Raw genomic sequence first — 14658 nt, forward strand, 5'->3', positions numbered from 1 at the left:
CTTACCGCAGCGCCAGCGCCAGCACCGCCTCGCCCTGCCGGGCCAGTGCCACCTTCAGGCGGCCGGCCATCGGCGTGTCGACCTCTGCAGTGAACGAGCCCACCGTGGCCCCAGCAACCAGCGCCTGCAGCACAAACGCCCGCGGCCGTCCGGTCAGCCCCTCGCCGATCGCCTTGGCCGCCGCCTCTTTCGCGCACCAGCCGGTCAGCAGCCGCGCGGCATCCTCGGCGCCGCCCGGCTGCGCCGCGGCCAGCATCGCGCGTTCGGCCGGGGCAAAGGCGCCCTCGGCCAAGAGGTCAGCCGAAATCCCCGCCGGAAACTCCATGTCGATCCCCACCGCCTGTCCCGGCGGCGCGGCCACGGCAATCGCGGCGCCCCCCGCATGGGCCAGTGACAGCTCGGGCAGCAGGGCAGACTCCCCCGCCGCCACCAGATAGGGCTTGCCGCCCGCCCCCACCGCAATCTCGATATCCGCAGGCAGCAGCGCCAGCCTGCACTGCTGCAAGATCCACGCCCGCGCCGCCTCTTTCAGCGCGATCCGCCCCATGATCCAGTCGCGCCGGCGCTTGCCCGGCCCGGTCATCGCCGCAAAGGCCTCGCGCTCGGCGCCCGACAGGATCGTCGCCGCCAGCACGCGCATCCAGATCCCGCCCGCATCCTCGAGGAACCCCGGCGGGAAGGCGGGCACCTGCCAGACCAGAACCCCCGCCGGCTGCCCCGCGAACAGCCCCTGCGCCTCGGCCCCATACCACGCCTCTCGCGGGCGATAGCGCGCCTGATAGAAGCTGTGCGGCACCCGGAAGAAGCGGTCCTTCCAGCCCGAGGCGCGCATCAGAACCGTGCCATCCGGCGCGGTGCAGGTGAACTCGCCCTGCAGGAACCGGGCCTTGGCCGGGTCCGCGCCCGGCCGCCCCTCGGAATCGAGGAACCCTATCCGCCCCTCCAGCACCGCCCCCGCCGTCGCCTCCTCGCGCGCCGCGGGAAGGTCGATCCGGTCGATGCTGGAGGGGAAAGAGCTGAAATCCGTCCCCAGCCCCTGCGCGATCCAGAAGGCGGTGACATGGCCCGTGAGGTCCAGCAGCACCGGGTTCAGCAGCAACCCTTCCGGCGCGGAGGGCCCCCAGCCGAAGAACCCGTCCAGCGGCGTATCGGCCAGCTCGGCATCGAGCCCGCCGCCATCCCAGGCGATCAGGCGGCGGATGCCCTGGAACAGCGGCCCGTGGAACATGCCGGTGGTGTAGAGCTCGTCATCCCGCCACCGCGGCGGGCGCGGCGCGGCCAAGGGGGCCAGCGCCGGCAACGGCGCGCCCTCGGCGGCCACCACCTCGGCCTCGAACAGCAGCGACGTGCCGCGCAGCAGCCGCGCCGCCACGCGCAGGCCACCGCTCGGGTCCACCACCAGCTCCGCTTCGGTCGTCAGCGTCGCGGGGCCGGCGTCGAAGGCGATCCAGTCTCGCGCCCGCACATTCTCCAACCGCGCCGGCATCGCCCCGGTCAGCACCGCCGCCGCCTCTGCCGCCATTTCAAGGCTGACCGCCAGCGGCAACACCGGCAGCGCCATCAAGGATGGGTCGCTGTCCGACACCTGGGCGGCGTAGAGCACGTGATGGGCGAGGAACGGGTCCGCCTCGGGGTCGAAATCGCTCTCGGCCAGCAACCGCGCGCCGTCATTGTGGAGGAGGCGATGGAGCAGCGGCGGGTGCCAGCCTTCGGGCTTCGCTGCGCCACCAAGCGCCGCCTCGGTGACGCTGCCCGCCGTATCCAGAAACCGCTGCATCAGATCGAAATGCCCGCCGATCAGCGTGGCGGGTTCGAAGACCGGACGCGAAGCCGCCACCGGTAGCGCGGCCTCGGCGGGCACAACCGCCGGAGCTACGGGCCCCGAAGGCGCCAAAGCTGCCGCCAGTTCCGCCGCCACATCGTCGGGCAGGCGCAGGAACGGCAGATGGTTGTCGATCACCCGGTCGCGCGAGGGGCGCGGTGCGGCGGTCAGGTCCATCGCGGGCACCCGCCCGTCATACAACGCGGCCACGTCGAAATCCCGCCCCGCCACCCAGATCCGCCCCAGCGTCTGCAGCAATTGCCCCAGCCCCTGCTTGCGGCGGCTGTCGGTCGCCAGCGCCAGTGCGTCGCGGCCCTTCAGCGCATCCTCGACAAAGCCGGTGAGGTTGGCCGAAGGGCCGACCTCGACGAACAGCCGCACGCCATCGTCGTGCAGCGCCTCCACCGTTTCGGTGAAGCGCACCCGGCTGGCCCATTGCTTCGCCGCCAGCGTGCGGATCTCGCCCGGGTCCAGCGGCATCGGCGCGGCGGTGGCGCAGGACCAGATCGGCAGGCGCGGCGCGCGGAACTCCATGCGCCGATAGACCCCCAGCACCTGCTCGGCCACCGGCGCGAACAGCGGCGTGTGATAGGGCCGGTCGAAGGGCAGGAAGGCGCACATGCCCCCCATCTGCCGCAGCTCGCCCGCCACCCGCTCCATAACGTCGCGCGGGCCATAGAGCACCGACTGGTGCTGGCAATTGTCCAGCGCCAGATGAAGGTCGGCCTCGCGCCCGACCAGCGCCAGCACCTCGGCCCGCGGCACCGCACCCACGGTCAGCAGCGCGCCCCCGGCAATGCCGCCCGCGGCGGCGATGCCCTTGTAGAGATCATTGAGCGCCCGGATGCGCAGCGCAAACTCCTCGCGGTCCTCCGACGCGCCAAGCACCCCCGCCGCCGCCAGCGCCGAATGCTCGCCGCTGGAATGGCCCACCACCACATCGGGCTGCAGCCCCAGCCGCCCCAGCACCGCCGACAGCGCCTGCGCGGCGATGAACACCGATTCCGACCCCAGCTCCAGCCCGAACAGCCGGTCCTTGAGCGTTGCCGCCAGCTCCGGCGCCAGCGTCGTCGGCGGCGGGAACACGGATGCCGAGGGCGGCAGGTCGCGCCCCGGGAAGAGCCCGTCCCAGAAGTCGAACCATTCTCGCGCCGCGGGGAAGGCCATCAGCACGGCGGACAGCATACCCTGATATTGCGCGCCCTCCCCCGGGAACAGGAAGGCCATCTTGCCGGGCTGCGGGGCGGGTTCGGCGAACACGCCCGACCGGATGCGGAAACTGCCGCGCCCGGCCTCCAGCCGTTCGACGGCCTTGCCAAGCTTGTCCACCAGATCGGCCGGGCTCTCCGCCACCAGCGCCAGCCGCGCCGGGCCGGTTCCCGGCGCAGACGAGGCCGCCAGCGCGGCCAAGGGCGCCGCCGGATGCCGGGCAACCGCCGCCGCCAGCTCCCGCGCCCGCACCGCCAGCGCGGCGGGCGTGCCCGCCGACAGCAGCACCAGCTCCTCGGGCCAATGCGCGGGGCTCGCGGCACTCGCCTCCTCCAGCACCGCATGGGCGTTGATGCCGCCAAAGCCGAAGGCGTTCACCGCCGCCCGCCGCTTCGTGCCTGGCGCCGAAATCCACGGGCGCGGCGCGGTGTTCACGTAGATCGGCGTCTGGTCAAACGCCAGCTCCGCCCGCAGCGCCTCGGCAATCGTCGGCGGCAGCGTGCGGTGGTAAAGCGCGAGCGCCGTCTTGATCAGCCCCGCCGCCCCCGCCGCCGGAATGCAATGGCCGATCATCGACTTGACCGAGCCGATGGCCGCAACCGGCAGCCCGTTCGCGCCCCGCCCGCCGAACACGCCCTTCAGCGCCGCAATCTCGGTCCGGTCCCCCAGCGGGATGCCGGTGCCATGCGCTTCGATCAGCCCGGGCGCCAGCGCCGGCAGCCCGGCATCCTCCAGCGCGCGTTCGATCGCCAGCATCTCGCCTTCCATCCGCGGCGCCAGCAGGCCCGAGCCCTTGCCATCGCTGGACTGGCCGACACCCTTCAGCACCGCATAGACGCGCTGGCCGTCCGCCACTGCATCCTCAAGCCGCCGCAGCGCCAGAACCCCAAGCCCCTCGCCCAGCAAGGTGCCATCGCCGCCTTCCGCAAAGGGCCGCACATGCGCCTGCCTCGACAGCGCGCCAAGCTGGTTGAATACCATATAGACCTCGGCCGAGATCGAGGCATTGACCCCGCCCGCCAGCATCAGGTCGCTCCGCCCCGCCCGCAGTTCCTGCATCGCCGCCTGCACCGACAGCAAGGACGAGGAACAGGCCGCGTCGATGATGTAATTCGGGCCGCGCAGGTCCAGCCGGTTGGCGATGCGCCCGGTCATCACGTTGGGCACGAGGCCCGGCGCAATGTCGGCGTTGAAGGGCGGCAGCTGTTTCGCCATCTCGGCGCGCACCCGGTCCAGCACCGCCGGGTCCGCCCCCGGCAGCAGCTGCGCCAGCAGCGCGCGGGTCTGGTCCAGCACCACGCCGTGCTGCACGACGGCAGCATTGCCCCGGTGCAGATAGGTGGAATGGCCAAGGATGATCCCGGTGCGGGTATGGTCGAGGCCCATCGCCCCGGCATCGGCCAGCGCGGCGCGGGCGATCTTCAGCGCAAGGAACTGGTCCGGCTCGCCGCCATCGACCGAAGACGGCATCACCCCCAGCTCTGCCGGGTCGGCGGCAAAGGCCTCGCCCAGATACCCCCCGCGGGCGGTGTGCAGATGCGTCACCCCCTGCCCGTTCAGGTAGCGATCCGCGCCCCAGTTCGGCAGCGGCTCGCCCAGAAACTCCAGCCCACCGCAGATATTGGCCCAGAACCGCGCCGGGGCATCGGCGCCCGGGAACAGGCAGGCCATGCCGACGATGGCGATATCGCCACCGGGGCTGCGATGCGGGCCTGTCATTCCGCCGCCTCCTGCTTGGGCAGGGCGATGTCGGACAGGATCTCGCCGCCCCAGCCGCAGAACCGCGCAAGCCCCGCATCCGAGGTCGCCTCCAGCGCTTCCAGCAGCAACAGCGGGCTGCCCTGCGCATCGGCAATGACCACATCGGCGCGCACTTCGGCCGGGCCGAGGCCGCCATGCAGGCGCATCACCATCTGCCGCGCGGCCCCCGTGCCCAGCTTGGTCGCCCGGCCGATGGCATTGGGCAGGGCCGGCTGGCCGCGGCTGTGGATCGACCACACCCAGGCCAGCTGCGCCGCCGCATCCAGCAGCCCGGGGTCGAACAGCCAGGCGCCGCCGCCAAAGTCCGTCGCCCGGCTCGGCCGCACCTCGGCCCGCGCGCCGCCGGCGTCCAGCCCCTCCAGCACCTTCAGCAGCTGATAGCTCGGCCCGTGGAACAGCATCTCGCGATAGGCCCGCCCCGCCGGGATCGGCGAACGAGCGACGGGATGCGCCAGAATGTCCTGCGCCAGCGACAGCGCCTCAGGGTCGGGCGTGTGCAACGCCGACGGCACCATCCGCACCGAGGCGCGGTAATGCGCGCGGGGCATGTTGCCCGTCCCGCGCAGCTCCACCCGCGCGGCGAAGCCGGTGGCATCGGCATGTTCCGACCCCTGCGCCACAAGGTCGATCTCGCAGGGCGCATCGCCCTCCAACCGCAGCCCACTCAGCAGCCGCAGGTCGGCAAGGCCGGTCACAGTCCAGTCCGACCAGATCTCCGCCGCGGCCTCGGCGGCCATCTCGGCGGCTACCGCCAGCGGCAGCACCGGCACCGCGCCGATGCGGTGCTCGCCCAGCCACGGGTCGGCCGCCACATCCAGCCGCCGGCGGATCGCGGTGCCGCCCTTGGCGGCAGGCGCCTGCTGCGGGCCCGGCAGCAGCGGCCAGCGCGCGCGCGGCGCCTCCGGCATCCCGGCCCGCTCGCTTTCGTGCTTCTCCCACGGGCCGGCGCCCAGAACCACTTCGGTGCAGTCCCGCGGGCCGCGCAGGATCTCATCGAAGAACGCCGCCGCGCCGCCCTCGGGCGCCACCAGCGTCACCTCCTGCGCCTCGAACTTGGCGCGCACGGCGTCCGACACCATCCCCGCGCCATGCCGCGTGCCCTCCCACGGGCCCCAGTTCACCGCGACCGGATGGCAGGCGGGCCAGCGCCGCGCCAGCTGCGCCGCGATGCGGTTCAGCAGTTCATTGGCATGGGCGTAGTCGGTCTGCCCGGAATTGCCGTAGCGCCCGGCGACCGAGGCAAACAGCGCAAAGAACGCCGGCGGCGCGGCATCCAGCGCCGAGGCCAGCGCCAGCGCGCCGATCACCTTGGGTGTCACCACCCGGTCCCAGCTTTCGGGCGTCTTGTCGGTGATGCGGCGATCCTCGATCACCCCCGCGCCGTGGATCACGCCATGTATCGGCCCCAGCCGCGCGGCAATGTCCGCCACCGCCGCGCGCACCGCGCCCGCATCGGCCATGTCGAGCGCCATATAATCCAGCGTGGCCCCCGCCCCCCGCAGATCGGCAAGGTTCGCCCGGATCTCGCGGTCGCGCTGCAGGCCAGCCAAAGCGCGTTCGATGCTGGCGGGCGTCACCGCCTCGCCCCGCGCCCGGGCCCCCGCCATCAGCGCCAGCCGCAGGGCCGCGGTGTCCGTCAGCGCCGCCAGCGACTCGGGCTCCGGCCCCGGCAGCGGGGTGCGGCCGATCAGCACCAGACGGCAGCCAGCCGCCGCAAAGGGCCGCAGGATCTCGGCGGTGATGCCGCGCGCGCCGCCCGTCGCCAGGATCACCGCGCCGGGGGGAAGGTCGCGCGCCGCATCCGCAGGCTCGGCCTCAACCGAGCGGAACACCATGCGCCGCCCGCCCGGATAGCCCGCCTCCTGCCGTCCATAGGGGGCGGCCAGCTCCTCCATCAGCACCTGCGCCAAGGCGTCATCCGCCAGCGCCGGGTCAAGGTCGATCGCCTTCGCCCGCGATGCCGGCCATTCCTCGCGCAGCGACTTCGCCAGCCCGGTGCAGCCGCCCGCCAGCAGCAACCCGGTGTCACCCTCGCGGCCAAAACTGCCGCCCATGGCAGAGGCAAAGACCATCCGCCCCTGCCGCAGCCCTTCGGCATGGGTGCGCACCACGCGGTAGGCAGATTTCTCGCCCGCCTCCAGCGCCGCCGCCCACCCCGCCGGATCCTCCAGCGCCACGGGCAAAGCCGCCGTCGGCGCCAGATGCACCAGCCCGGCAAACGGCCCTTTTGCCTCGCAGGCCGCCCCGGCGCTCAGCACCACCGGAGTGCCCCCCGCCGCCGCGATCTTGCTCGCCAGCGCGGCAGCAAGTCCGCCCCGGCCTTCCGTCACCAGATAGCGCCCCGCCGGAAGCCCCGGAGCCACGGGCAGCGCCTCCGCCTCTGCCCGCATCACATACCGCGGCGGCCGGGCGCCTTCGCCCGCATTCCCCGCCGCGGCCAGATCAAAAGGGCCGTGCACCACGCCCTGCGCCGCCCCGGCTGGCGCGCCACTCGCCAGATGCGCCGCCAGCTTCTCGACGATGGCGCCAAGGGTCTTCTGTTCGTTCAGCGTCTCGCCCATCGGCTGCGCGGCACTGGCCTGCGGCCCCGGCAGCCCCTTCAAAAGCGCGCCGATGATCTCGACCCGCTTGATGCTGTCGATGCCGAGGTCGGCCTCGATGCCCTGATCGAGCCCCAGCATATCGGCCGGATAGCCGGTACGGTCCTGCACGATATCAAGGAGCAAAGCCGCGATCCCGGCCCGGTCAAGCCCGGCCGAAGCCGCCGCCGCCGGGGCGGGTGCCGCAGCAGCCACGGGAGCCGGAGCCGCCACCGGCTGCGGAGCGGGTACCGGGGTGGGTGCCGCAACGGGCGCCTGCGCCGCAGCCACCGGAGCCGGCATCGTCATCACTGGCGCCGGAGCCGGGGCGCGGGCGACCATCGGTCGCGCCGGCCTTGGCATCGCGCGGGGCGCAACGGCCGCCCCGGCGCCAGAGCCGAGATAGGCCAGCATCACCCGCTCCTGCGTTTCGAGGAACCGCGACATCGTCATCTGGAACTCGGCCAGAACCTCGTCGGCTTGCAGCGGATAGCTCAGGTCGTGGCTGTCAGTGTCCATTTGAAGCACCTCTCTGACTGGACGAGAACGAAGCCCGGACGCGCGCGGCGCGGTCCGGAAGGGTTGTGGGCGGATCTGCGGGCGCGCCGCCGCAGGGTCGGCAAAGGCGGGTTGGGGCGGAACCGGCGCGGGCAGCGTCGGAACGGCGGCGGGGGCAGCAGTCTTCCGAGCCTCCACCTCTTCCAGCGTCAGCACCGGCCGCGGCGGGCTGCCCACCTGCCGCGCGCCAGAGCCGTTCAGCAGCCACAGATGCCGGCCAAGCGCTTCTGGCTCCGGCAGCGGGCCGGTCACCGGCAGCAGCTTGCAGCCGCGCCCGGCGAACAGGCGCGAGATATCCAGCGCCGCGCCCTCGGCCAGCAGCGCGCCGATGCCGGACAGCAAGCCGCGAAGCCCGCCCTCCTCATCATCCGTAGTGATCGCGCGGTGCGGGGCCGCGCCAAGGATCTGCCGCACCATCGTTGCATGGACGGACTTGGGTCCAAGGCTCAGGAACACCCGCGCGCCATCGGCATGCATCTGCTCCACCTGCCGCACAAACTCTACAGGTGATGCCAATTGCGACGACAATGTTTCGCAAATCGCCACAGCCCCCGCCGGATAGGCCGCTGCGGTCTTGTTGGCATAGACGGCAAAGCGCGCGGGCTGCAGGTCCATGCCCGCGATGAACCCGGCCAGTTGCACCTGCGCCGGGGCGACGATGGGCGAGTGGAACGCCGCCCCCACCTGCAAGGCGCGCAGCGGGATGCCCGCCGCCTCGGCCCGGCGCGCGGCCTCGGCCAGCCCCTCACGGCTGCCCGACAGGATGCTTTGCTCGGGCGCGTTGTGGTTGGCGACGCAGACGCCGTCGATGCCCTCGATCAGCGCCTCCAGCGCCGCGCGCGGCGCGCGGGCCGCGGCCATGCTGCCCAGATCGCCGCCTGCCCCCGCCTCGACCATGAAGCGGCCGCGGGCGCGGCTGACGCGGAACAGGTCCGCCCGGCTGAACACCCCCGCCGCATGCAGCGCGACGAACTCGCCATAGCTGTGCCCGGCGGCCATGTCGGGCCTCAGGCCCATGCCCGACAGCACCGACCACAGCCCCGCCTCGACCGCACCAAGCGCCGGCTGCGCCACATCGGTCGCGGTCAACGCGGCGGCGGCGGCCTTCTGCGCGGCCTCATCATAGGCCCCGGCGGGCAGGATCGCGCGGGACAGCGGGAAGCCAAGCACCGCATCCGCCTCGGCCAGACTGTCCCCCAGTTCGGGGAACAGCGCGGCGACCTCGGCCATCATCTCAGGGTATTGGCTGCCCTGCCCCGGGAAGATCAGCGCGAGCTTGCCGCCCTCGGCCAGCAGCGGCGCGTCGGAGAAGGCGGCCCCCGGCGGCAAGGGCTGCGCCGGATCGGCCAGATGCCCGGCCAGCGCCGCCACCCGCGCCGCCAGCGGCTCGGTGCGCGAAACGGTCAGCGCGGCGGTGAGGGTGCCGGGCCGTGCCGCCTCGGCCAGCGAGAAGGCGAGATCGGCCAGCGCCGGCGCCCATCCCGCCGCCAGCCGGTCCGCCAGCGCCTGCACCTCGGCGGCCAGCGCCGCCCGGCTGCGCCCGCGCCAGACCAGCAGCTCCTGCCCCCAGCGGCGGCGCGGTGAGGGGGCCAAAGCCGGGATCGCCCGCTTGGCCCCATATTCCTCCATCGCCACATGGAAATTGGTGCCGCCAAAGCCGAACGCGGACACCGAGGCGCGCCGCGGCACCCCCTCCGCCGGAACCCAAGGCCGTGGCCGGTCCACCAGATACAGCGGGATCTCAGGCTCGTTCAGCCGCGCATTCGGCGCCCCGCGCCGGCCATGCGGCGGCAGCACGCCGTGATGGCAGGCCAGCGCCGCCTTGATCAGCCCGGCAATCCCCGCCGCGGCCTTGGTATGGCCGATCAGCGTTTTCACCGAGCCGATGGCCGCCGCCTTCGGCCCCGCCCCGGCCTCAGCCAGCAGCCGCGTCACCGTCGTCATCTCCGAAATGTCACCCGCCACGGTGCCGGTGCCATGCGCCTCGAACAGGCCCACCGTCGCCGGGGAATAGCCCGCCATGTCGTAAGCACGGGCCAGCGCGCGGATCTGGCCATCGGGATGCGGCGCGGTCATCGACTTGGCCTTGCCGTCGCTGGACCCGCCGACGCCCTTGATCACGGCATAGATCTTGTCGCCATCCCGCTCCGCATCCGCCAGCCGCTTCAGCGCCACCATCGCCAGCCCTTCGGAGATCACGATCCCGTCGGCACCCGCCTCGAAGCTGGCGCTGCGGCCGCGGGGGCTGAGCGCGCGGGTCTTCGAGAAGCACAGATAGCCGAACGGCCCCTGCACCGTGTCGATGCCCCCCGCCAGCACCATGTCGGACCGGCCCGTCTCCAGCTCCAGCACCGCCTGATAGACGGCGGCGAGGCTGGAGGCGCAGGCGGCATCCACCGTGAAATTCACCCCGCCGAAATCCAGCCGGTTCGCGGCGCGCCCGGCGGCGACGTTCAGCAAGATCCCGGCAAAGCTGTCCTCGGTCCAGCTTGGCAGCCTTGCCGCCGCATCCGCATCGAGCGCCCCCATGAAGCGCGGCAGTTCCGAGCGCACGGCATATTGCGCGCCCACATCCCCCGCCCCGCCCGAGGCGCCAAGGATGATGGAAGTGCGCAGCCGCGGCAGGCCCGGCGCGTCCTTGCCGTCCAGCCCCGCATCCTCCAGCGTGCGCCGCGCCACCTCCAGCGTCATCAGCTGCAGCGGGTCGAGCGCGGGCAGCGAGCGCGGCGGGATGCCATAGCGCATCGGATCGAACGGCATGTCCTTGAGGAACCCGCCCCAGCGGGAATAGATCTTGTCGGGAGCCGAGGGGTCGGCGTCGAAATAGAGCCGCCAGTCCCAGCGGTGGCGCGGGATCTCGGTGATCGCATCGACAGAGTCGAGCAGGTTCTCCCAATACTCGCCCACTGTCTCGGCCCCCGGCAGCACCGCGCCAAGACCAACGATGGCGATATCGGCGGGGCGGGCCGCAGCCACAGCGGCGGGCACCGGCGCGGCGCGGGCGGCGCCCAGCATCTCGCCCGAGCCGGTACACACCGCCTCATGCAGCGCGGCAATCGTCGTGACCTTGTCCCGCAGCATCGCGGCCTGGCCGATCATGTACATGCCTTCCTGCGCCTGCCTGCGCACCGGCACCGTCTTCAGCACGTCCCCCGCCCGCTCCGTCGCCTTAGAGGCGATCCGCAGCCGCCCCAAAGTCAACGACTCCAGCGCCTCGCGCATGTCCTCGCCGCCGGTGCCATCCGCCTGCAACGCACGGCGGCGGGCGGCAAATTCCTCGGCAAAGGGGCTCATCGCGGCGCGGCTGGCATGGCCGGGGCCGGTTTCCAGCGTCACCGTCTCGCGGCAATCCAGCAGCACCTTCTGGAAGGTCTGCACGATGCTGCCTGCGCGGACCGCCTCTTCGGTAAACAGATAGGCGGTGCCCATCAGCATCCCGACCTTGATCCCGCGCTCGGCCAAGGGCGCGGCCAGCGCCGCCACCATCGCGGCCGATCGCGCATCATGGATACCGCCCGCGAACAGCACGCAAATCTCGGCGGCCTGCGCCGCGTCCACGCTGTCCAGCAGCGTGCGCACCATCGCATCCCACAGCACAAGGCTCGACATCGGCCCGACATGGCCGCCGCATTCGCGCCCCTCGAACACAAAGCGCCGCGCGCCCTGTTCGAGGAACATCGCCAGCAGTCGCGGCGAGGGCACATGCAGATAGCTGGGGATCCCGTCCGCCTCCAGCGCGCGGGCCTGATCGGGGCGCCCGCCGGCGATCAGCGCGAAACCGGGGCCGTGGCGTAAGGCCACCTCCACCTGCGCGCGGATCAGCGAGGAGGGCGCAAAGCCCAGCAGACCCACGCCCCAAGGGCGGCCCGCCAGCCGCTGCGCGGTTTCGGCCAGCAGCGTATCGGCCTGCTCGGGGCGCATCAGCGCCAGCGCCACCATCGGCAGCGCGCCGCCTTCCGCAACCGCCTGCGCGAAGGCGGCGGTGTCGGACACGCGGGTCATCGGCCCCTGCACCAGCGGCCAGGTGGTGCCATGCGGCGCGGCGACGCCCTGCCCCGCGCCCCAGACCGGATGCGCGGCGGCGCGGGCCACGGCAGCGGCGCTGCCATCTTGCAGCGCGCGCGCCAGACGGCCAAGGCTGCCAAAGCGCGCGGCGAGGTCGGGCGCGAAGGCCGCGGCCTGCCCCAAGGGCGCGATCTGGCCTGCGGCCATGTCCCAGCCAAAGGCGACGCGGCCGTCGCTTTCGCCCTGCGCCAAGGCGCTGCGCAGGGTGGCCCCGGCGCGGCTGCCCGGCTGCTCCATCCCGCGCCACTGCACGCCGCCCGCGCCCTCGACCAGCAGCGTCTCGGCCCCGGTCATCCGCGCCAGAACCGGCGCGATGCGGGGGCCAAGCGCGCTTTCGCGCAGCATCAGGCATTGATCGTCCAGCACCACGCCCGCCGCCCCGCCCGCGCGCAGCGCGCCCGCCGATTGCAGCCCGACACCGCCGCGCACGAAGACCGGCCCGGCCGGACCCGCCGCCATCGCCTGTTGCAGCAGAATGAAGCTCGTCGCCTCGCCGACGCGGCCGCCGGCCTCATGGCCCTTCAGGACCAGCCCCTCGGCCGCCAGCGGCCCTGCCAGCCGGTCATCCCAGCGGATCGCCTCGGGCAGCACGCGCAGTCCCGCCGCCCGGATCGCCGCAACGGCCTCGGGCGCGGCCAGCGCCGCCTCGGACTCCAGCACGATCACCGACAACCCACGCGGGCCAAAGCGCCCCGCCAGATCGAGCGCGAGGCCCGCATCTGCCAGCTTCACGCCAAAGCCGCCCGCGGTGGCTTCCGCCAGCGCCTCCAGCCCCGCCTCAAGCGCGCCAGAAGGCAGCGGCAGTTCCGCATTGAACAGGCCCAGATGACCAGCGCGGCAGGCGGCAATCGCCAGAGCCGCGTCCGCCGAACCCGCGGGAGTCAGCACGAGGATTGCGAAATCGGGGATTGCGAAATCGGGGGCCTGTGCCATGCGCGTCTCCTGTTCTGGGGGCCCGGCCCGCCTGCGATCAGGGGGGCCGGGTGGGGTGTTATCCGTCCGAGCCGGTGGTGCCGGTTTCGGGGGCAGTGTCGGTGTCTTCCTGGGGCGCGGCATCGAGGTCGGTCAGCCGCGCCTGCAGCTTCTCGATGCGCTCTTGCAGGAAGGTCCGCAGCGCCTCGGGGTCGCGCGGCGCCGCAGCAGCGCCCGCCCCTGCAGCCGCCCCGCCCGCCGCGCCGCCCAGCCGTTCGGCCAGCAGCTTGCGCAGCATGGGCCGGCCCTGCTGTCCGCCCGCAGCCCCGGGACCTTGCCCAAGCCGCGCGCCGAGCCCGCCACCAGCAGCGCCAACCCCTGCTGCGCCGCCGGCAGCCCGCGCCGCCAGCAATTCCCGCAGCTTGCCGCCACCGGCACCGCCCTCAGCACCGCCCCCGGCCGCGCCGCCATTCGCCCGTGCGGCCAGCAATTCCCGCAGCTTGCCGCCGCCGGCACCGCCTGCAGCGCCGCTACCCGCAGCACCGCCATTGGCCCGCGCCGCCAGCATCTCGCGCAGCTTGCCGCCGCCTGCCCCTGCGGCCGCGCCACCGCCCGCACCGCCGCGCTTGGCCATCATCTCGCGGAGCCGGCCACCGCCCGCTCCAGCGCCCGGCTGCGCCAGCGGCTGCATCGGCTTGCCCTCTGCAGTGCCGCGCAATTCGCGCAGCCGCTTCAGCGCCTCGAGCCGTTTATCCTCGCCTGAATCAGACATGTCTTGCCCCTTCTGCCGGGAGGGCCCGCCGGCCGCCCCCTGTTCCACCCCAGTCCGCCGTGTGCGCCCACCGCATCCACGCCGGTTCAGACCGCACGCCTTGTCAAAACACGCTCGCCTTGCGCGGCCGCAGCCCCTCAACAAACGGCACCTCGAAGACCTTCGGGTGCATCACCGGGCCGTGGCCGAAAAATCCATCTTCGCCGAACGCCTCGCCGTGATCGCCCATGATCATGAACCAGGTGTCCGGCGGGGCCTTGTCGAACAGCGCCCCCAGCAGGCCGTCGAGATATTCGACGCAGCGGATCTGCTGAGCGTGCAGGCCCTTGAGCAGGTCCGAGGCAAAGAAGGTCTCGGCATCCATGTCGCTGCCCTTCTGGGCCATCCCGCCGGCATCTCCGCCCGCCGCCAGCGTCTTGGCGACGCCGTGCAGGCCCGAGATATGCGGCAGCGCGTTCCCCTCCAGCATGTAGGGATAATGGGTCTCGCCGAGGTTGAAGAAATGAAAGCTGGGCTGGTCGCGGCTGAAGCCGATCTCATCCACCATGCCCTTGAAATCATTGTGATCCGGCATCAGGCGGTAATCGTCAAAAGCGTTGTTCAGCACCGTGAACGGGTTCAGCACCGGCATCGAGACGCGGGCGACGGTGCGATAGCCATGCTTCTTCAGCATCCCGGCCAGCGACAACTGCGGCAAGAAGGTCTCGAACCGCAGGTCAGGAATATCCAGCCGGTCACTCCAGCGCCGGAAATCATTCTTGTACACGTCCGAGGCATAGACATGCGCGGGAGAGGTATGCGGCACCAGCCCCATCAGGAAGGTGTAATGCGACGGCGCCGTCCAGGAGGCATAGGAAAATCGCTGCTCCAGCTCGCCCAGCCGGGCCAGATTGGGGGCCTTGGCGGCGCGGGCGCTGTCAAATCGGCAGCTGTCATAGGTGATGAAAATCAGATTACGGGGCATGGGAACTCGGGGTTGT

Annotated in this window: 4 protein-coding genes; all 4 read right to left on the minus strand. The window is 72.4% G+C overall.

Annotation, left to right across the window (positions count from 1 at the left end; translation table 11 throughout):
* Position 1: 1 nt before the first annotated feature.
* Entirely contained in the window at positions 2-4750 is a 4749-nt protein-coding gene (locus Q8S30_RS08065; RefSeq protein WP_305665497.1) for a type I polyketide synthase, read from the minus strand.
* Positions 4747-12927: a type I polyketide synthase gene (locus Q8S30_RS08070; RefSeq protein ID WP_305665498.1), complete on the minus strand. Its 8181-nt coding sequence runs from the start codon at positions 12925-12927 to the stop codon at positions 4747-4749. The genes Q8S30_RS08065 and Q8S30_RS08070 overlap by 4 nt, the downstream gene beginning before the upstream one ends.
* Before the next feature lie 58 nt (positions 12928-12985).
* Positions 12986-13678: a hypothetical protein gene (locus tag Q8S30_RS08075; RefSeq protein WP_305665499.1), complete on the minus strand. Its 693-nt coding sequence runs from the start codon at positions 13676-13678 to the stop codon at positions 12986-12988.
* Between the two features lie 103 nt (positions 13679-13781).
* On the minus strand, positions 13782-14642 hold the full coding sequence (locus Q8S30_RS08080) for a sulfatase-like hydrolase/transferase (protein WP_305665500.1): 861 nt from the start codon (positions 14640-14642) through the stop codon (positions 13782-13784).
* Between the last annotated feature and the right edge of the window lie 16 nt (positions 14643-14658).

Source organism: Frigidibacter sp. (assembly GCF_030695035.1).
In the GTDB taxonomy this organism is placed as follows: Bacteria; Pseudomonadota; Alphaproteobacteria; order Rhodobacterales; family Rhodobacteraceae; genus Frigidibacter.

What these genes read in the sequence shown, in the direction of transcription:
- Q8S30_RS08065 (WP_305665497.1), bottom strand. Translation starts at nt 4,750, where the DNA reads ATGACAGGCCCGCATCGCAGCCCCGGTGGCGATATCGCCATCGTCGGC.
- Q8S30_RS08070 (WP_305665498.1), bottom strand. Translation starts at nt 12,927, where the DNA reads ATGGCACAGGCCCCCGATTTCGCAATCCCCGATTTCGCAATCCTCGTG.
- Q8S30_RS08075 (WP_305665499.1), bottom strand. Translation starts at nt 13,678, where the DNA reads ATGTCTGATTCAGGCGAGGATAAACGGCTCGAGGCGCTGAAGCGGCTG.
- Q8S30_RS08080 (WP_305665500.1), bottom strand. Translation starts at nt 14,642, where the DNA reads ATGCCCCGTAATCTGATTTTCATCACCTATGACAGCTGCCGATTTGAC.